The following is a 20,139-nucleotide window of genomic DNA, read 5'->3' on the forward strand; positions in this document are numbered from 1 at the left end:
AACTTAATAATACAAATAAAACAAATAAAGCTTATATAATTTAAAAATTATATAAGCTTTATTTCCACCTGTATTTTAGTTTTGAAATGATATATCATTTATACCACTATTTTTCACCTCTATAATTGGATGTCCATTACCTAAAGTATAATCATTAGACCAACCTTCTGGTAACTTGTTTAATCCTCTATCACCCAATTTTAAGTGTAAATTTGATGGTTCTTTTTTTAATTTTAATTTAAATACACCACTAAATATATCTGTGTCATCTTCCCCAAACACGCTTATATTTCCATTTATATTTGTAGCAGTTACCTCAACAACACCATTATTAGCTCTAAACTTTATTTCAGACAATATAGATTCAGCAACTACATTTGAAACTCCATTATTAATATTTATATTAAAAGGATATGTTATATCACTACCTTCAACTTTTACAGTTCCATTATTAACATTAATTGTAGCTCCTCCTTTGATATTATAAACTCTTACTGACCCATTTCCAGTATCTATCTTAAAATTAGAATAAACTCTATCAGGAATTCCTATCTTTAATATATTTACCATCTTATCTTTACTTGCATTTATAATATTATCACCATTCATATCTTCTACAGTATTATCTGTATTTTTTTCTATTTTTTTCTTAGCACTTACAACCATCTTACCATCTTTTACATTATTAGAAGATTCTTCTTTATTTAAAGAAAAAGTACAATTTTTTTCATTGCTAACACTAACATAATCAAATTCAAATTTATTAGTATCTGTCTTTTCAATAATTACACCTAAATTATCCATCTCTATAGACATTTCAGATACTTCATTTCCATCAATTGTAGTTAAATGTTTTATTATATTTGGTGTTATGTCCATGTCACTATACTCTGCTATATCTAAACATTGTTTATATGTATTTGAATCGATTCCTCCAACTTTAATTATACTTTTAGCTCCTTTTAATATGCTTTTATTACTTCCATCAGCAACTAAAACGATTGGTTTTTCTTTTGCTAGAGGAGATAATGTCAATGCATCTATTAATTGATATCCTTTTGTTATGTAAAAACCATTTGCCCCATTATAAAACTTTTCTATTACTTTTTTATTAGTTTCAAATCTATCATTTCCCCCAACTCTAGTTGCATTGGTCTCTTTTATTAACTTTTCATCTATTGCAGAACTACCTCCTATAGCATAAACACTTAACTCTTTAGTACTAAACGGAATTTTTTTACCATCTGTAAGTATTATTGGCACCTTATTTTTTGCTGCTACAGGTGCTATACTCATAGCATCAGCCTCACCGACAAATCCATTTGTCATCATAACTTCTTTTACTTTACTAACTTCATTTATTTTTTTTGCTACATTGTAACTAGTTTCAATTCTACTATTTCCACTTATTCTTTCTACTTCAATATTTTTTCTTTTTATATCTTTTTCTACTGAATTATCAATTGTATTATAACCACCAATTATATATACTTTTTTTACGACATTCAAATTCTTATTATTTAATCTATTTAATGTCGCATTTGGCAGTTCATTTTTTTTAGTTAAAAGTATTGGAGCATTGATAGTACCTGATAGTCCACTTGATGAAAGCCCATCAGATAAATTTTCATCTCCATTAACTAATATTACAGTGTCATAAGTCTGCTTATCTGCTATAAGTCCTGCTGTTTCATATCTATCAGTTCCTATTATAGAATCCTCTTTAATTTGTGCACTTGCAGTTAAACTATTAAAAAGAAATAGAGTCAAAGCCAAAGTTGATATACCTATTTTTTTACTGAATTTTTTGAACTTTTTATTCATAATCCCTACTATTTCCCCCTTCTTATAATTAATTATTTTTTTAATTTTTATAAATTTACCTCTTTATTTACAAATTATAGCATAATTTTATAATTAAATAGCTATTCTCTTAAAATTATTTAATATAAAAAAGCTGTATTTCTATTTATTAATTAATAGTCAAGTAAGTAATAAATAGAAATACAGCTTAAAATATTCGACTTTTTACCAAGGTTATTTCATCTGATTAATAAACTAGAAATTTACACTTTACCAAATATAAGGTATAATACGATATTTCGTTTTTTGACAATATTCCTTATATCCATCAAGTTCAGCACTAAGTAACTTCTCTTCATCTAATATCCGAAACACAATTATTATGCATAAAGTAATTGCAGCAATCATTCCCCACCATGAATTCAGTGCTAGAGGTGTAAAAAGTATAATTAATATAGCACCTAGATACATAGGATGTCGCACAACTGAATATGGTCCATCAGTAATCACTTTTTGATTACTCATAACAGTTATAACTTTTGATGTAAAGGAATTGTATCGAAAAACAAAGAATACAATTATAAATCCAATTAAAATAAGTACATCTGATATTATTGTCAAAATAAGTGGAATACTAGACCAAGCAAAGCGGTTATCTAGAGCTGGTACTCCTAGCAATCCAAATAAGAAAAGAAATCCAGCAATACTTTGACCAAGTATTTGTTGTGGCAATTTGATGGCAAATTTTATTTTTATCTCTTTTTTTCGAAGATACTTGTATTAAAATATTTTTATTGCATAGTTTGATATTTTTCAGTATTTATACAGCCTTTATCATCATCTTGCCACCATCAAATACATATTCAACCATATTGTGTTCATATAAATATGTTATATAAGAACGTATTGTACTACCAACTAGAACGTATTGATTAGCATCTAATTTAACGTTGTACACATCACACATTTTTTCAATGACTTCATCAATCATAATTGGTTCACAACAAACCTTTTTAATATTAGATATTATCTCTTCCATCTTTTCTTTATTGACATCAATTAAATCTTGTATACTTGTAGTCTTGACAGAGTGACTTGGAACAAAAAAATCTGCATCAAGAGTTTTCATTTTTTCTAACGTTTTAAATTGTAAATCTATATCCAATAAAAAAAAGAAATGATATTTACTAATTATATTTTCTGGTGTAAGGCTATCTGCAACAAACAAAACATTATCTGGAGTTCTAACACCAATCATTTCAAAATAATGACCAGGAAGAGAAATCGCTTCAAGTTCTGTATCTAAAATTTTCCCATTTGAAGGTATAATATAATCAACTTCACTCTCTTTTGCTAATAAAAATTTATTTTTTAATGCTTTACTTGGATACCCTCCATACAAAAATGCTGATTCTAATATTGGATTTTCTGTAAAGTATCCTTCTATTTTAGTTGTAGCAATCTTGCATTTTGTTTGATTTTTCAAATATGCATTCCCTCCTATGTGGTCTGCATTTGAATGAGTGTTTATTATTAGTTTAGGATTTAAATTATGCTCCTCTAATAGTCTAAGAACTTGTCTGGCTGTATCTTTGTTATTTCCACTGTCAATTAAAATTGCATTATTTCCATCTACATATACACCTACTATTGTAGGAAGTGGGATATAATATGTATTTCCTTCTATATGTTCTAAAGTCAGTTTAGCCATTTTATAACCTCCCTTAAATTTATTTTTAATTATAGCATTAATTTTCAGAAAATTCCAATCAAATTATTTTTATAATATGTTTTTATTTTTTTTATTAAAAATTGGAAAAACTATATGATATATATTATAATCTATATATAAGGAGTGATGTTATTGAAAAAAGATAGAATAACTTTTTCAGAAATTTTAATATTAATTGTAGGCTGTATATTAATGGCAATTTCTCTTAACATGTTTTTTAATCCACATGCAATTGCTGCTGGTGGTATAACAGGTCTTGGAGTTGTTTTAAATTCATTATTTGGTGTACAACTTTGGATTGTCAATTTACTTTTAAATATACCTCTATTCATATTTGCTTACAGAATACTTTCAAAGAAAGATTGCTTTAAAACAGTCTTAGGTATAATTTTTCTTACTATAGCACTTAAAGTTACTGCAAATATGACTACACTAGATATTACAAATGATATGTATCTTGCAATTATATCTGGTTCTATTTTAATGGGAGTTGGTCAAGGCCTTATTTTTAGAATAAATGGCTCTACAGGTGGAACCGATTTGATGGCACTCCTATTAAATAAATATTTTCCTACACTTAGTATCCCTGTTTTGATGGGTATTGTCGACTGTGTTGTAGTAGTACTATCGGGAATAGTAAATAGACAAGTTGAGATTGCACTTTATTCAACTGTAGCACTATACATTTTAGTAAAAATTAGTGACTTACTTATTGAAGGATTTAATTATTCAAAATCATTTACTATTATATCTGACCTTTCATCAGACATAAGTAAAAGAATAATGGAAGATTTAGATAGAGGCGCAACTATTCTAAAAGGCGAAGGTGCTTATACTGGAGAAAATAAAAATGTACTTTTGGTTGTAGTTGAGAAAAAAGAAGTTGTTGAACTAAAAAAATTAGTGAAAAGTGTCGATCCTAATGCATTTATAATAATTACAGATATACATGAAGCTTTAGGAAATGGATTTAAAAAAATAGAATAATCACAAAAACAAATAGCAAGCATAAATTTCAGATATAAAAAACTTATATTTTTATATTTGAAAATTGTGCTTGCTGTTTTTCATACAATAAACAATCAAAAAATACACCACTTAGATTTAATTTTAAATTTATCTCATTGTGCTAAATTTGCATTATTTATTAGTTTAATATCTATATTTTATATACTTTCCTATCAATATAAATTTAAAATAGATTAATTACATTGACACAAATCTGTATAAAATATATGTTAAATTATCTACTACTATAATAAGTAATTGTAATTTACATATAAATTACGATTACTTATCTATAAATTTCTTTTTTATCTTACTATCAATGATAGGTATAGGAATTATCATCCCAATTATACTGATTAAAAGATTAATCAAACTTAAGTATTCAGGTCTAATTTTTATAAAAATTTTATTCAAACATACAACAATTACTAAAAATAATCCTATAATAATCCATATATATCTCCCAACTTTATATAAATTTCTATACATATAATCTTATCTACAAACTACAAGTTTTTATAATTATTATTCTCCATTATATCATTTATTGAATTTTTTAACAATTAAACGAAATATAAACTTAAACACCTATGCAATTACTAATTATAAAGTATTTTAAAATTACACAAGACCTATATTTATGGATTATAAGATATTTATATAATAAATGATTCATAAATATAGCCAAATTGGTCTAAATATGTATATAATAAAAATAATATGATGATTATATTTAACACTGTCAATAAAACTAAAAATATTAAAAAGGAGAACTTAAAATGAGTGTTAATTTACAAAAAGGACAAAGAGTAAGTTTAGTAAAAGATGCTAATCCTGTAAAAAATTTAGTTGTAGGATTAGGGTGGGATATGAACAAACTAGGTAAGAAAAACTATGATTTAGATGCATTTGCAATAGCATTAACTAATGAAGATAAAATGAAATCATCAAAAGACTTAGTTTATTTTGGACATCTTAAACATCCTTCTAAATCTATCATACATACTGGTGATAACTTAACTGGAAGAGGCGAAGGAGACGATGAACAAATAAATGTTAATTTAGGTGAGATACCTGAATATGTACACAAAATAGTTTTTGGAGTTTCTATATACAGAGCTAAAAAAAGAAATCAAGATTTTGGCCAGATGAATAATTCTTTTATAAGGCTAGTTGATTCAAATTCTAGACAAGAATTATTTAAATATAACCTTCAAGAAGACTTTTCTGGTAAAGTAACAGTTTTGGCAGGCGAAATTTATCGCAGAAATGAAGAATGGAAATTTAATGCCCTAGGAATTGGTCAAAATGAAGAGCTTCATGAATTAACTGATATATATCGTTAATACTAACTATAATAAAAAATTTATAAAAGGAGTTGTTTTAAATGGGTATAACTTTAGCAAAGGGACAAAAAGTAAGTTTAACAAAAACTAACCCAGGTCTTAAAAAAGTAATGGTAGGATTAGGATGGGATACTAATAAATATGATGGTGGTTTTGATTTTGATTTAGATGCTTCTGCATTTTTAACTGGAGCTGATGGTAAGGTAACAAATGATGGAGATTTCATATTCTATAATAATTTAAAACATGCTTCTGGAGCAGTTGAATACATGGGAGATAATAGAACAGGAGTTGGAGATGGTGATGATGAGCAAATAAGTGTTGACCTATCTAAAATACCACAAAACATTGCAAAGATATCATTCACTGTTACTATAAATGAAGCTACTACAAGAAGACAAAACTTTGGACAAGTTGAAAATTCATATATAAGAATTTATAATGAAGAAACTAATGAAGAGCTTATCAAATATGAATTAGGTGAAGATTTTAGTATAGAAACAGCAATAGTGGTTGCAGAGTTATATAAACATAATGAAGAATGGAAATTCAATGCCTTAGGTTCTGGTTTTGAAGATGGTCTTTCAGGATTATGTGGAAATTTTGGTGTTAATATAGGCTAATAAGTAATTTAAAATAAAAAGGATATTTTTAAGTTATATTAAATTGATTTGTTAATTTAAAAAAAATACAAGTATTTAAAAAGTTTTCAAAATACTCTTTGACCATATAATACTTAGTAAAAAAATAGAAATGTGCTATTAGCACAACTCTAATAAGTATGTTTTCTGTTTTTAAGATTTGTCGTAGGATATTTACGTATTCTACGGCTTTCTTATGCGTAAATCTTATCAACAAAATTAAAGTACAAATATCCAATTTACCACAAATACAGTATCCTCATTCAGAATAATCCACTTAGAGTTGTCTTGGTCTTTTTTGTAGCTGTAGTAGAATTGTGAAAACCATACTTTCTACGTATTTGCTGAGTATCTAATCTTGCTGATGGTATCTTTCGTATTATCCTACAAACTCGTCTTCTTAGCTTAAATGTTAGTAGAGTACCATAACCTTCTCGTTTTGCTGTAATATTAAAATAACTCTTTCCTTTTGTTTTCGCATTCATGTTTTATTGTGTCAAAATTTTTATCATATTCCTATTTTAAAATATAGTCACTAATCTACCTCATCAATCACGATTTTAGAAAGTGGTGAAAAAAATGAGAAGATAAATTATACATAAGTTACTTTGATGAAAATAAGGAGAACAAAAACCAAGTGGCATTCCTTTGACAGAATCCTATCAGGATGAACAATATATCACTACTTTTCTTCCAAAGCCTAAATACATTTCCACAATTTATACATATTTTTATAAATAACAACAAAGGTAGTATCTATTTATTTATAAATACTACCTTTTAATCTATTCATCTTCTTCTTGATAACTTTTTATCCATTCTTCTAATACTTCCATTTTATAGCCACTTAAATCTTCTTTCTCATATAGTTTTGTATAATAAACATATATCTTATTTCTTGAATATATCAATCGCATGACTCGTAATATCCACTAAATCTTCACGCTCACAAGTAGCAAAGTGATATTTCAAATACAATTCAAATATTTCATCGTCCATAGCATCTACTGCTTCACGCATAAATAAGGAACAGCATAGTGCAGTCTTGATACATCAAATACAGACATCAAATCGTCGATGTTTTCTTTACGTACAAGTTCAAGTAAATCCTTTGGCTGGGACTTGGTAGCAAATGTTTTGGAATCAAGCAATCCATTTTTAATATATTCGGCGACACTGATATTACCACGCTTGAACCCTTCGTCAAATAGACAACCATCAGATATGACATACGCGGCAAAAACTACGCCTCCCTGTTTTGTTACACGAATTGCTTCGTGCAAAGCTTGTTGATTATCTTCTGTGCTATAAATATGATACAGCAGACCTAACAGTAATATAACATCATATTGATTGTCTGAAAAAGCAGACAAATCCATAGCGTTACCCTGAATAATAGTTATATTTTCATCTGGTTGAGTATTTTGATGGAAAATCTCTATATTATGTTCAACTAATTCTACCGCATCAACGGCATATCCCTGACGTGCCAGCGAGTAAGTATTGGTTTGTTTCCATATTGCCCACCTTTCTATATTGGAAAATATAAATACTCTACTGTGCGCATTGTTCGACTAATGCGAACAAATACAACTCAATTTTCTCTCATTCTAATACATGCCAGTGGAAATGTCAAATGGCTCATTTCGTATCACTGTGCATAAGCCTTTTATTCATTCGGATACCATCTTACCTTTTGCAGATTGGACAGCTCATAAAAAAATGTAATCTCCATCGGCTTTTCTAGCTGGAAAAAGGAGTAAATAACCGCTGAACTTTACTATATCATATAATTTATGTTCTTAAGAAGAACGATTTGAATCGATTTTAAAATATGTTGAGTAATGCTCTTGATAGTTTATGCATTAATGAATTACAAAAAAGAAACACATCTATAAAAAATATGCTTTTGTTATATATTAATGAAATTTTCTAATACAGCTATAACATGTCTTATATTTTAGCATGGTAGTTTTTGTTCATTTTATTAGTACAACTTCTACTATAGTTTTATGTGTTTCTATTAATAACCATGTATATATCAAAAATTTTATACATATTTACACATATATAGTTAATATTTAACAACATTATCCCTAACTAATATATTTTATGATATAATTATTATAAATTTTCAAACCGTTTTTATATATAAAATTTATTAGTTATGGAGATTACTACAATGTTAAATATATCATTTTTAATTACACTTTTATCCTCTATTATAGAAATTTGGGTATGTAAAAAAGTATTTGATTATACAAGTAAAATAAAAACAAATTCAATGAAATTAAATATTTCTTTTTTAATTGCTGTTTTTGTTCTTATTTTTATTTTTTATTTAAATATTGACCCTAATATTAGAGTTTTGATATGTATTATTTCAACTTATAGTATTTACAAATTCAATTATAGAGTTAACTTTACTAAATGCCTAATAGTTGTATTTTCCTATTGGATGTTGTTAATAGGAATTGACGCATTAACTATGTCATTAACATTGTTTATAAATAATTTGGATAGTATGAATATCTTGTTAGAAGAAAATTTTTACAGATATGAATGCTTATTTATATCAAAAGTATTCTTATTTTTTATGCTATTTATCTACAAAGTTTCTTTCAACAGTGTAAAAATTGGCAAAAAGGAAATTTATTTATCTATTCCAATAGTAAGTAATTTGATATCCTTTATTATATTCTATAAATGTATTTTTTCATTTATAAATATTTCTTCTTCTACAAAATTTGATATTATGATTATGGCATTATTATTAACAGCATCAAATATAGCACTAATTGTTGGCATAATAAAAATGCTAAGAGATAATAAAAAATATCTTGAATTATTGAAATTACAAGAAAAAACAAATCTTGAACATAATTATTATCAAAATGTAAAAAATAACTATATAAAAACAAAAGAATTATATCATGATATGAAAAACCATATTATCTGTATAAAAGAAATGAGTAAAAATAATTACGATACTTCAAACTACATAAAAAATCTTGAAAAAAAGCTTGATGAATATAATAATATGTTTGATACAGGAAATATAGCACTTAATATTATACTCAAAGAAAAAAAGGAGCTTTGTATAAAAAAAGAAATCAGATTTATAACTGGTATAGATTTTTCTCAATGTAATTTTATCAATGAAGAAGATGTCTGTTCCATATTTGCAAATGCTATAGATAATGCAATTGAGGCTTGTGATAAAATAAAGAAAGGAAACAAAAGTATTTCATTACAGGGAAGATTAATAAATAATTTTTTTGTAATAAAAATTAGTAATACTAAATCCAATGTTATTATAGAAAAAAAGAAGAATTTCATTACTACCAAAAAAAATAAAGAATTTCATGGACTAGGAATAAAAAGTATAAAAAATACTTTAGAAAAATATGCTGGAACAGCCACTATAGAATTTACGGATACTATGTTTTCTTTAAATATATTAATACCACTTAATAATCCTTATTCAAATAATAGTGACATTACTAAAATGACAGAAAGTAAATCTTATGATTAAGTTTTTTTCTGACAAAGTATCCTATTTCTTTAGTTCAAAACAAATAATAAATGAAAATGATTTAGAAATATGTTCCTATGGATTACAAATCATATTTTCTCTATGTATAAATACTACAATATCATTACTAATAGGTTTATTATTAAATAAAATTATTTATACTATAATATTTTTAGTATCTTTTTGTTCAATAAGACAGTTTTCTGGAGGATTTCATGCAAAAAGTAACAGATTATGTATTATTACTTTTACTAGCATCTTTTCTCTATCTATGGTTTTTGGAATCGAATTAAACAAACTTAATACTTTCCCTATATATGTTATGTTGATATCTACTTTAAGCTTTTTATGTATATATTTACTTGCTCCAGTTTGCCATGTTAATAATCCATTGAATAAAAATAGATATAAAAAAAATAAATTTTTTTCTAGAGTTATATCTATAATTCTATTTATAATAATTCTTATAGGTTGTGTCTATACTTTTATTTATAACTACATTATATATATTTCCTTAGCTTTATTTTGGGTAAGTTTATTATTAATTATACAAATATCTATAAATATAAAAAACAAGGAGTTATAATATGAATAAAATTTTATGTAAATTTATGAAATTATTTGGAAGTGTAGCTATAGCTATAGCTTTCATATCTGCAAATACGACATCAGTATGGTATATTAACCAACCAGAAATGCCCAAAAGTTTAAAAGATAAACTATAAAAAACTAAAAAATAAGAACTTATTTAAATACTTAATTAATAAGTTCTTATTTTTCTATACTTTCATATGGATTTATTATAAAAACCTCTAACTCAATAATTTTTCTTTTACAAACTCTCTAGCTCTATCTATTATTGACCACACATCACTATCATATATCTGAGTAAATTTTTCTCCTGTAATCTTACTCAAGTCTTTAGCTTTATTGCAAGTTACTCCACCAATTACATACAGATTTTCTGTTTAGTGCGGTTTATACTCTTTTATATCTGTTACTAGATAACTTTCTTTTGCTCTTTTATAATATAGCGCTAAAATATCTGCTGATACTTTATAATCATCAGAATAAACTATTGTATGTTTATATATCTGCTTAACTACCTTATTACTTATAGTTTTATTTAATGTACCTTCTCCATGCTTTCATATCCAAGTTTCCTTGCTTACTCATAATCATCTTTATTATCACAAAAAAACTTTCAATTAATACTGATATATACTTTGAACTATTTAAAATATATAAACTTTTATCTAATTTAGCACCTCTATTTTTAATTCTTACATATTCTAGTTGCATACTCTAGACATTTATTACTATAATATAGAACCTCTGAACTTTCTCCTTGACCATCACTTGCATTTAAATGTAGTTGTCATATCCTTCACTATTAACTCTAGGTATTTTAAGATTTTTTATCACTCTTAGTTTTAAACTATCTTTCAGGACATATTATTACATCTACTTTATATCCTTCTTTTATGAATGTATCTACTAATACTGATGCCAATGACTTATTATATTGATATTCGTTAATCACTTCATCAGTGAAAGTAGATGCCCCATTTTTTAAAATACTGTGTCCTACTGTCATACATATTTTCATTATTTATTTTCCTCCTTTAACTGCTTGTAAGTTTGATTTATACCTATTGATATGCCACACAAATTACACCTTATAAGACTGCATCAGCATTTAATTCTAACATCCATACTAAGAAACCTACTCCAAGTATTAGTAATATAACTGGAATATACTTATTATATAATTGCTTATATTTCTTAAAACCAAACCTTAAAACATTAAGAGCAACCACTAATAAAAGCAGTTGCTCTGGTATAAAACTTATTAAATTATTCATTTTTATCCCCTGCAAAGTATAAAATTCAACTTCAATGGTCAATATCCTTCAAAAATTATTCCACAGTTACAAAATAATACAAACTTTCACTAAAAAAAGAACTCTTGTTATTGAGTTCTTTAATACGCTTTTATGGGTATCCTAAATTCTTTTGTTTCCATATTATCAGCTGATAATACTACTTCTATATACGCTTCTTTTTTAAGCATAACACAATTTTTAAAATTAAATTGTTCTATTCTAAAATTTATTCCTTTATGAATTGTAGTATTATCTTTTGGGTGCCATCTAAGCTCTTTATTTATTTGTTCAAAATTATTATTTTCTCCAATATCTACTTCCATATTAATAAATTTCAAACTTAATATAGGGCTTTTTGCAACAATAGTACTTTTATTTTCTATTACAAAATCAACTAAGTTGTTACTATGAATTTCGGCATAAACATTAGATTTATCATCTATCTTATTTGAATTAAGTCTAATATATCCATTACCATTTTCATAATAATCACCAGCCATATTATTCTCATTATTTCTTCTATATTTTAATATCAATTTGGCTTGTTTATTAGATTCCATAAAAGCCATAATTGATATAATTAAGGCTGCTATTGCTGCAAATGATGCAATTACAGAAATTATATTTACATAGTTACCAAGAAATTCATTAAACTGATTGAGCATATCTTTTTCTCCTTAAAAACATTCCTTTATCTTATTATAGTTGTATAATATTTTTTACATTTATTTTTAATTTATTACACAAACTTCTTGTATAAAAAAAGACCATCTATAAAGATGATTCTCTAGACTAAGTATCTATGTTTTTGTTTATACTCTGTAACAGCATCATTTCATGCATCTTGCTCTCTTATTCCCTTTTCTCTAGCAATTCTTTGTGCTATATTTCTAACTAATTCAGCACTTTTTAATATTCCTATACTAACCACTTCCTTATCTCTATTCTACATTATACCATATAATAGAGAATAAAGCTAATTCCTATTAAGTTCTGTTACTCTATTTCATAAATTCAAAAACTTAATCTCATAACATATTTACCATTCTCATTTTAATTTATTGTATAAAAAAAGACCATCTACTAAGATGACCTTTTAACTTAATCTATTTTTATAAAGTTTTTACAGCAGTTCCATATGCAAATATCTCAACAACCTGTTTTTTACTTGCAAATCCATCTGCTACAGCAATACGATATTCAAATTGACAATTAATTATAGCATTTCCACCTAACTGTTCACATTTTTTCTTTAATTGTTCCTTTACTCCTTTAAATGCTGAGTTTGGGTCTGCACTTCTAAAAATACCTTCCTTATGAGAGTCTATTGCAAATATAGCATCTATAACCCCATATTCTTCTTTAATATCTCCAGTACTTATAATCATATTTATATCCTCCAATACCTTTTTCTTTAATAGTAGTCTAAATTATATGATATTTCAACAAAATCAATAATACTTTTCTACTACCTTAAAAAATTTAAAAAACCAGCTTACTGAAAAACTAACCTTTCCAAAAGAGGAGATGCTAATAGTATAAATCTAAAATTATGATTATAAAATTTAGAACGGTTAAACTTTCTAAATTTACTTACAATTTTTATGTAAAAAGTTATGCCAAAATTAACTTTAATGCACTCCAAACAAGTATCAGTGCCATAGTAATGTTAAACACCCTATAATATCTGTTGATATATTTTTTCAAAAATCCTCCTGCTAGAGCCCATGTTATGGTTCCAGAAATTCCTACAATAGAACTACAAATAGCAGTTACCAATAAAAATACAATCGACTTTGACACAGGAATTACATATCCCATATAAACAGTGATACCATACAAAATAATTTTGACATTGACAAATTGTAGAATAAATCCTGACCAAAAAGATTTTGTTTGTGTTTTATTTTCATCATTTGGTCTACTCTTCGCAACATGAATTGCCAAATAGATAATATATACAGCTCCTATGTATTTCATGGTATCAATTAATGTTGGAATAAACTTTGACAATCCAAAACATCCTAAAGCGCATATAATCATAACACACACAAATCCAGCACTAATACCTATAATCATTGATTTTCCTTTTTGCCATCCATTATTACTTATTGTATTTAATGCAAGAATGTTATTTGGCCCTGGTGTAAAACCTGTTACAAAAGCATAAGGTAAAAAAGATAATAAAATTTCACTCAACACTTGTAATCACACTCCTTTTATATTATAATACTTTAAATTAAATATTTAAACAAATCGAAATATTTAAAGTTATACTTTAAAATTATTGAACTATACAGGAGGAAAACATGTATATTAAATACCTGCAAACTTTTAAGACTATTGTTGAAGAAGGTAGCTTTTCAAAAGCAGCAGACAAACTGAATTACACACAATCAACAATAACTTTCCAAGTACAACAGTTAGAACAGGAATTATCTGTACATCTTTTCGAAAAAATTGGAAGAAGGATGGTGTTGACTAAGATAGGAGAAAATCTAATCCCATATGTTAATGAAGTGCTCTCTTCATTTGATAAAATGAAAAACTTTGGTACAGACCTTTCTGAACTACGAGGGGATTTACATATTGCAATCGCCGAAACATTACTTTGTTATAAAATACCTACAATACTAAAACAGTTCCATGACCTTGCACCAAATGCTCGCTTGTTTCTTCGCTCAATGAATTGTTATGATATAAGAGATTCATTACTATCAGGAAGTATTGATTTGGGACTATTTTATCAAGACATTGGTGGAATTGGAAATTCTATTTATACCTATCCAGTTGGAGAATACTCACTTACATTAGTGTCTTCACCAAAGATAAAAAATCAGTTTCCAGATTTTATTACTCCAAATCAACAATTAAAAATACCATTTATAATAGATGAGAATAACTGCATTTTTAGACAGATATTTGAGACATATTTACGAGAAAAGGATATTACTTTAGACCATACAATTGAACTTTGGAGTATCCCAACAATTAAAAATTTAGTGAAAAATGATATGGGTATATCTTATCTCCCCACATTTACGATAGAAAGTGAAATTAAATCAGGAGATTTATGTGAAATTAAAACAGATTTAAGTAGTAAAACTATCACAGCTGTATGTGCACATCATAAGAATAGATGGATTAGCCCTCTTATGCAGTTATTTATTGATTTAGTTACTGCAAATGAAAAATAGTAAAACAATAAATATATAAAAAAAATAAATATGACATAATTAACCACTCAACTTCTCAATTTAAAACTTTGTAGTTATGAATATGCTTTAGATATGAAAAAGAAGGTAACAACTATACTTAGTTGCTACCTCCTAATCTTCTTTCTCATTTCTTTTTTCCCAAACTCTACTGAAATATCAAAAAATGATGATATATTCTCAGTAAAAAACTTATTTTTATGATATGCAATATCAAATGTTCTGCATAAGTTAATGCCTTCAATATCACAAGACCATAAAAGATTTTTCTTTAAGTAATCTTCAACAAGAAGTTCAGATATAACAGCAATACCAAAATTATCTGTAACTGCTCTCAGGATAGCTTCAGAATTATAACATGACCATCTAATATTCATTGGTATTTTTAATTCTTTCAATTGATTTTCTAGTTGCGCTCTTGTTCCACTTCCCAGTTCACGCATAATTAATGGCTGGTTTGAAAGCTCTGAGACTTTTACTGAATCTCGATTGTAAAATTTATGCTTATTGGAACATACAAGTACAAGATGGTCCTTAATAATGCTTTTTACCACAATATCTGGATGATTAATCTTACCTTCTACAATTGCAATATCTAATTCACTATTAAGTAATTTTTTTACAATTAAGCTTGTATCTTCAACAAACACTTCAGGTTCTACTAAAGGGTTTCTTTTATATAACTCTAATATTATTGGACTTATTACACAAGTACCAACAGTTACTGTTGCTCCAACTCTTATTCGAATATTTTTAGCACAATGTTTCATACAATCAATCATCTCTTCATTTATAGATAAAAGATGCTTTCCATATCCTAGAAGCTTTTTTCCTGCTTCAGTTAAGTATAGTTTTTTTGAAATTCTATCAAATAATTTAACTCCATACTCTTTTTCTATTTCCGAAATAGCTTGACTAACCGACGACTGCGTAATATACATATTTCTTGCAACTTCACTCATTTTACCACATTCAGCAACCCTTACAAATATCTCCAAGCTACGAATAGTCATATTATCACGACCTTACCAAATATTAGTAAATACTTATGATTTTATTAACATTTTAGTATTTTACAAATACATTGTCAAGAACTATAATTTTAGCATAGAGTTATAAAAAGGATTGGAGTGTGATATTGTGAAAGTATTAATTATAGGTGGAGTTGCTGCTGGAACAAAAACTGCTGCAAAAATAAAACGTGAAATGGGTGACAATTGTTCTGTTACAATCCTAAATAAAGGCGAACATATTTCTTATGCAGGCTGTGGCTTACCATATTATGTTGGTAAGGTTATTGAAGATAAATCTTCTCTAATTGTAAATACACCTGAAAGCTTTTCTAAACTAACAGGAGCAGAAGTTCGCTGTGGAGTTGAAGTTACATCTATTGATAGAAAATCAAAACAAGTAATTTTGAAAAAGATTTCAACAGGAGAAGAAGAAACTATCAGTTATGATAAACTTGTAATTGCCACAGGAGCAGACCCAATAAAACCACCAATACCTGGAATCGACTTATCTGGAGTATTCTTCATGCGTACTCCAAATGATGCGATAGCATTAAGAGATACTGTGGAAGATGGAGTCAAGAGAGCTGTTGTTATTGGTGGAGGCTTTATTGGTCTTGAAATTGCTGAAAATCTTTCTGCTATGGGCATACGTGTAAGTGTTATTGATATGGCTGAACATGTTATGCCTGGATTTGATACCGACTTTGCTGAATATGTTGAAAATCATATGGCTGATAAAGGTATCATGATTTTCACAGGCGACCAAGTTATAGGTATTGAAGGTGAAAATAAAGTAGAAAAACTTCGTACCAAAAATAGAGTTATTAAAACAGATTTAGTGGTTATGTCAGTTGGAATTCATCCTAATACAGCCTTTTTAAAGAATACGGATTTAGAATTTGCTCCAAATAAAACACTTATAGCAGATGAATTTATGCTTACAGCAGATGAAAATATATATGTAGTTGGAGATTGTGCTTATGTAAAAAATGCTTTGACAAATAAATCTACATGGTCACCTATGGGTTCATCTGCAAATCATGAAGGTAGAATTTGTGCTCAAAATATAGCCGGAAAATCTAAAACTTATAAAGGTGTTCTTGGAACAACTGTAGTCAAATTACCAGAGCTTAATGTAGGAAAAACAGGCTTAAGCAAAGAATCAGCTAAAAAAGAAGGTTATGATGTTTGCTCTGTTACTATAGCTACTGATGATAAGGCTCATTATTATCCTGGTGCATCTAATTTTATAATAAGAATGGTTGCTGAAAAACATACTAGAAAGTTATTAGGTGTTCAAGTTATGGGCCCTGGTGCAACTGATAAGATAGTAGATATAGCTGCTACTGCAATAACTTTAGGAGCAGATCTTTATTCATTAGAAAGTATGGACCTTGCATATGCACCACCTTTCTCAACAGCTATTCATCCTTTTGTAGTAGCAGTAAACGTGTTACAAAATAAACTCGATGGAGATCTTGATAGTGTTTTACTTGATGAAATTGAAGATTTTGATAGCTGGACTAAACTTGATGTTTCAAAAGTTCCTTCTATTCCTAACCTACGTTATTTACCGGTTGGTGAAATTAATGGAGAAATTGAAGGTCTTTCTAAAGATGAAAAGATTCTTCTTATATGTGCAAAAGGTAAAAATAGCTACATGGCTCAAAATCGTTTGAGACGTTTTGGTTATACAAATACAAAAGTCCTTGAAGGTGGAATACTATTTTATCCAAATCTTAAAGTAATGGAGGATTAATTATGAATAATATTACAGCAGAACAAAAAAAGGAATTAAAAGGTAGAGGTTTTTTACCAAGTAGGGATGGAGAACATTTTGCTGCACGTATAATAACTGTAAATGGTGTAATTAACACATCACAAACAAAAAAGATTGCTGAGGCTGCCGAAAAATTTGGAAATGGTCAAGTAGCATTTACTACTAGATTAACAGTAGAGTTACCTGGTGTAAAGTTTGAAGATATTGAAGCTTTAAGTGAATTCATTGCCAGTGAAAATTTAATCACAGGTGGAACAGGTTCAAGAGTTCGTCCTGTTGTAGCATGTAAAGGAACTGTTTGTGTTCATGGGTTAATTGACACACAAGCACTAGCTGCTGAAATTCATCAAGAATTTTATAAAGGTTGGTATGATGTAAAATTACCTCATAAATTTAAAATTGGTGTTGGTGGATGCCCTAATAATTGTATTAAACCTGACTTAAATGACCTCGGAATTGTCGGTCAACGTGTACCTGATTATGACCCTGAAATATGTGTTGGATGCAAAAAATGTTCTGTTATGGAAGTCTGTCCTGTCAAAGCAGCTAAATTAACAGATAAAGGAAAGCTTGAAATAGATAATAATTTATGTAATAACTGTGGTAAATGCATAGAAAGTTGTAATTTTGACAGTATTGAAGAAAAAGAATCTGGCTACAAAATATACATAGGAGGAAAATGGGGCAAATCTGTTCGCCCTGGAACACAAATTGATAAACTATTTTCAAAAGAGGAACTTATGACTTTAATTGAAAAAGCTCTTCTTTTATTTAGAGAACAAGGTAAAACAGGTGAACGTTTTGGAATTACTATTGACCGAATTGGTGTTGATAAATTTATAGAAATGCTTTTATCAGATTCTGTATTGGAAAGAAAACAAGCTATACTTGATGCTCCTTTACATCTTAAAGGTGGAGCTCAGTGTTAATAATACGTATTTTAAATTTAATTTTTAAAAGCATATTTAGTGTATATAAACAACCTATATAAAAATAATAGATTAGTTATATGCCAGATAGATATAGATACAAAGGATTTGTAAATATACATTCTTAATGCATCTTTATAAATCCTTTCTTTATCAAAACTGTATACTTATTTTATTCTAATTATATAAAAATATATAAGAACTAAAAAGAGTTAATAAAAGTAATAACCATTTTATATTCATATTTTTATTAACTTTATATACTTTATTAATGAATATATCTATATCAAATTCGTAATTATTGATTTAATTTATATTTATATATATTAACACTCTTTTCAATATTTGTTTATATAACTTTATATATAAACCATGACACAATAAAAAGACCTAGATATTAATCCAAGCTCTTTAGTATTAAATTAATTTTGAATTGTATTAATTGAAAAGTTTACTATACCACTATTTCCGTTTTCATTTACAACCAGATACCAAGTTCCTGTATTAGGAACTTTCATTCTGCATGGAGTTTTCTTGGCAAATCCACCGTAGTAATCATAGTTTCTTTGATTTTTAAATTTAACATAATTTATATGATCTAATAATATCACATTAGCTTGTTTCTCCAAATTTACTTCTACAATATCTCCTTTTTTCAGATGCATCTTACTATAACTATATTCCATTTAATTAACCCTCCACAATTGAATAACTTTTCTCATTTATTACATATTAGTCCTCTATATCTGAAAATTTATTTAAAATATTATAAATACTATATAATTACATTCTTAACCAGCTCTAACCTTATCTACTACAATCCAAAGTTTATTTAAAATATTATTAGCAACAATTTTTCCATCCCATATTGCTTTTTCATCCTTATTTTCTAATAGAGCATAATATCCAGAGTCAGAACTTTCATCTTTATAGATTGTAACACAAAATTCTTCATCACTATATCCAGGTCTATCTTTAAAGTCTTCAGATATTTTACATTTTATTATATATCCTTCTAATTCTTCCTCTATAAACAAATTAATTCCTCCAATCTCTATATTTTTACTAATTATACCATATTATGTCATAATCTATGTATTTTATAGTAAATTTCTATTTTTTCTTTATTTTATAAGAGCATTATATAATTTTATACTTTTTTACTTTATATTACATTCATTAATTCTTTTATTTTCTTATATATTTCTTTATAATTAATATATTTTTTTATTAGTTTGTGCAATCTTATAG

22 protein-coding genes and 1 pseudogene are annotated in these 20,139 nt (G+C 27.0%); 9 read left to right on the forward strand and 14 right to left on the reverse strand.

Features of this window, described 5'->3' with window-relative positions:
* Positions 1 to 75: 75 nt before the first annotated feature.
* The 3 genes from KGF46_RS06720 to KGF46_RS06730 form a co-directional block, all read right to left on the reverse strand.
* Entirely contained in the window at positions 76 to 1,824 is a 1,749-nt protein-coding gene (locus KGF46_RS06720; RefSeq protein ID WP_227841676.1) for a cell wall-binding repeat-containing protein, read from the reverse strand.
* A gap of 249 nt (positions 1,825 to 2,073) precedes the next feature.
* Entirely contained in the window at positions 2,074 to 2,535 is a 462-nt protein-coding gene (locus tag KGF46_RS06725; RefSeq protein WP_227828541.1) for a methyltransferase family protein, read from the reverse strand.
* An 88-nt stretch (positions 2,536 to 2,623) separates the two neighbouring features.
* Positions 2,624 to 3,514, reverse strand: a complete 891-nt coding sequence (locus KGF46_RS06730; RefSeq protein ID WP_227828540.1) for an MBL fold metallo-hydrolase — start codon at positions 3,512 to 3,514, stop codon at positions 2,624 to 2,626.
* A 147-nt stretch (positions 3,515 to 3,661) separates the two neighbouring features.
* Between KGF46_RS06730 and KGF46_RS06735 the strand changes: the two genes are divergently transcribed.
* The 3 genes from KGF46_RS06735 (at position 3,662) to KGF46_RS06745 (ending at position 6,512) form a co-directional block, all read left to right on the forward strand.
* Complete coding sequence (locus KGF46_RS06735; RefSeq protein WP_227828539.1) at positions 3,662 to 4,522, forward strand: YitT family protein; 861 nt, start codon at positions 3,662 to 3,664, stop codon at positions 4,520 to 4,522.
* Between the two features lie 800 nt (positions 4,523 to 5,322).
* The gene (locus KGF46_RS06740; protein ID WP_227828538.1) at positions 5,323 to 5,889 is read left to right on the forward strand and encodes a TerD family protein; all 567 of its coding nucleotides are present in this window, start codon (positions 5,323 to 5,325) and stop codon (positions 5,887 to 5,889) included.
* 41 nt (positions 5,890 to 5,930) lie between these two features.
* Positions 5,931 to 6,512 carry a TerD family protein gene (locus tag KGF46_RS06745; RefSeq protein ID WP_227828537.1) on the forward strand — a complete coding sequence of 194 codons (582 nt, stop codon included), beginning with the start codon at positions 5,931 to 5,933 and terminating at the stop codon, positions 6,510 to 6,512.
* A gap of 281 nt (positions 6,513 to 6,793) precedes the next feature.
* Here KGF46_RS06745 and KGF46_RS06750 read toward each other — a convergent pair whose 3' ends face one another.
* The 3 genes from KGF46_RS06750 to KGF46_RS06755 all read right to left on the reverse strand — a co-directional run bounded on the left by KGF46_RS06750 (position 6,794) and on the right by KGF46_RS06755 (position 8,077).
* Positions 6,794 to 7,015 carry a hypothetical protein gene (locus KGF46_RS06750; protein WP_227828536.1) on the reverse strand — a complete coding sequence of 74 codons (222 nt, stop codon included), beginning with the start codon at positions 7,013 to 7,015 and terminating at the stop codon, positions 6,794 to 6,796.
* Between the two features lie 300 nt (positions 7,016 to 7,315).
* The gene (locus KGF46_RS20015) at positions 7,316 to 7,441 is read right to left on the reverse strand and encodes a hypothetical protein (RefSeq protein ID WP_255611301.1); all 126 of its coding nucleotides are present in this window, start codon (positions 7,439 to 7,441) and stop codon (positions 7,316 to 7,318) included.
* Between the two features lie 93 nt (positions 7,442 to 7,534).
* Complete coding sequence (locus tag KGF46_RS06755) at positions 7,535 to 8,077, reverse strand: class I SAM-dependent methyltransferase (protein ID WP_413927279.1); 543 nt, start codon at positions 8,075 to 8,077, stop codon at positions 7,535 to 7,537.
* 635 nt (positions 8,078 to 8,712) lie between these two features.
* Here KGF46_RS06755 and KGF46_RS06760 point away from each other — a divergent pair.
* Genes KGF46_RS06760 through KGF46_RS06770 form a run of 3 tightly spaced genes read left to right on the forward strand, consistent with a single transcriptional unit; the run spans position 8,713 to position 10,790 of the window.
* Positions 8,713 to 10,065 (forward strand): sensor histidine kinase, encoded by a 1,353-nt coding sequence (locus KGF46_RS06760; protein ID WP_227828535.1) that lies wholly within the window; start codon positions 8,713 to 8,715, stop codon positions 10,063 to 10,065.
* Positions 10,058 to 10,651, forward strand: coding sequence for an accessory gene regulator B family protein (locus tag KGF46_RS06765; RefSeq protein ID WP_227828534.1), 594 nt, complete (start codon positions 10,058 to 10,060; stop codon positions 10,649 to 10,651). The genes KGF46_RS06760 and KGF46_RS06765 overlap by 8 nt, the downstream gene beginning before the upstream one ends.
* Position 10,652: 1 nt before the next feature.
* Positions 10,653 to 10,790: a cyclic lactone autoinducer peptide gene (locus tag KGF46_RS06770; RefSeq protein ID WP_227828533.1), complete on the forward strand. Its 138-nt coding sequence runs from the start codon at positions 10,653 to 10,655 to the stop codon at positions 10,788 to 10,790.
* A gap of 87 nt (positions 10,791 to 10,877) precedes the next feature.
* Here KGF46_RS06770 and KGF46_RS06775 read toward each other — a convergent pair.
* From KGF46_RS06775 to KGF46_RS06795, 5 genes and pseudogenes are all read right to left on the reverse strand, one after another.
* Positions 10,878 to 11,674, reverse strand: a pseudogene (locus tag KGF46_RS06775) (N-acetylmuramoyl-L-alanine amidase).
* A 70-nt stretch (positions 11,675 to 11,744) separates the two neighbouring features.
* Entirely contained in the window at positions 11,745 to 11,930 is a 186-nt protein-coding gene (locus KGF46_RS06780) for a phage holin family protein (protein ID WP_227828532.1), read from the reverse strand.
* Between the two features lie 119 nt (positions 11,931 to 12,049).
* Positions 12,050 to 12,616 carry a hypothetical protein gene (locus KGF46_RS06785; RefSeq protein WP_227828531.1) on the reverse strand — a complete coding sequence of 189 codons (567 nt, stop codon included), beginning with the start codon at positions 12,614 to 12,616 and terminating at the stop codon, positions 12,050 to 12,052.
* A 447-nt stretch (positions 12,617 to 13,063) separates the two neighbouring features.
* Entirely contained in the window at positions 13,064 to 13,339 is a 276-nt protein-coding gene (locus KGF46_RS06790) for a heavy metal-binding domain-containing protein (RefSeq protein ID WP_227828530.1), read from the reverse strand.
* Between the two features lie 226 nt (positions 13,340 to 13,565).
* Positions 13,566 to 14,153, reverse strand: coding sequence for a LysE family transporter (locus KGF46_RS06795; RefSeq protein WP_227828529.1), 588 nt, complete (start codon positions 14,151 to 14,153; stop codon positions 13,566 to 13,568).
* A gap of 107 nt (positions 14,154 to 14,260) precedes the next feature.
* On the opposite strand from KGF46_RS06795, the gene KGF46_RS06800 reads away from it, so the two are divergent.
* Positions 14,261 to 15,148: a LysR family transcriptional regulator gene (locus tag KGF46_RS06800; protein WP_227828528.1), complete on the forward strand. Its 888-nt coding sequence runs from the start codon at positions 14,261 to 14,263 to the stop codon at positions 15,146 to 15,148.
* A gap of 125 nt (positions 15,149 to 15,273) precedes the next feature.
* Here KGF46_RS06800 and KGF46_RS06805 read toward each other — a convergent pair whose 3' ends face one another.
* Positions 15,274 to 16,179 carry a LysR family transcriptional regulator gene (locus KGF46_RS06805; protein WP_227828527.1) on the reverse strand — a complete coding sequence of 302 codons (906 nt, stop codon included), beginning with the start codon at positions 16,177 to 16,179 and terminating at the stop codon, positions 15,274 to 15,276.
* A gap of 127 nt (positions 16,180 to 16,306) precedes the next feature.
* Here KGF46_RS06805 and KGF46_RS06810 point away from each other — a divergent pair, with 127 nt between their 5' ends.
* Both KGF46_RS06810 and KGF46_RS06815 read left to right on the forward strand, forming a co-directional pair.
* On the forward strand, positions 16,307 to 17,938 hold the full coding sequence (locus KGF46_RS06810; protein ID WP_227828526.1) for an FAD-dependent oxidoreductase: 1,632 nt from the start codon (positions 16,307 to 16,309) through the stop codon (positions 17,936 to 17,938).
* Between the two features lie 2 nt (positions 17,939 to 17,940).
* On the forward strand, positions 17,941 to 18,888 hold the full coding sequence (locus tag KGF46_RS06815; RefSeq protein ID WP_227828525.1) for a 4Fe-4S dicluster domain-containing protein: 948 nt from the start codon (positions 17,941 to 17,943) through the stop codon (positions 18,886 to 18,888).
* Positions 18,889 to 19,310: 422 nt separating this feature from the next.
* Here KGF46_RS06815 and KGF46_RS06820 read toward each other — a convergent pair whose 3' ends face one another.
* On the reverse strand, positions 19,311 to 19,574 hold the full coding sequence (locus tag KGF46_RS06820) for a DUF1883 domain-containing protein (RefSeq protein ID WP_227828524.1): 264 nt from the start codon (positions 19,572 to 19,574) through the stop codon (positions 19,311 to 19,313).
* Positions 19,575 to 19,679: 105 nt separating this feature from the next.
* On the reverse strand, positions 19,680 to 19,925 hold the full coding sequence (locus KGF46_RS06825) for a hypothetical protein (protein ID WP_227828523.1): 246 nt from the start codon (positions 19,923 to 19,925) through the stop codon (positions 19,680 to 19,682).
* Positions 19,926 to 20,139 lie beyond the last annotated feature (214 nt).

It is taken from the genome of Clostridioides sp. ZZV14-6153 (genome assembly GCF_020657855.1).
Lineage (GTDB): Bacteria > Bacillota > Clostridia > Peptostreptococcales > Peptostreptococcaceae > Clostridioides.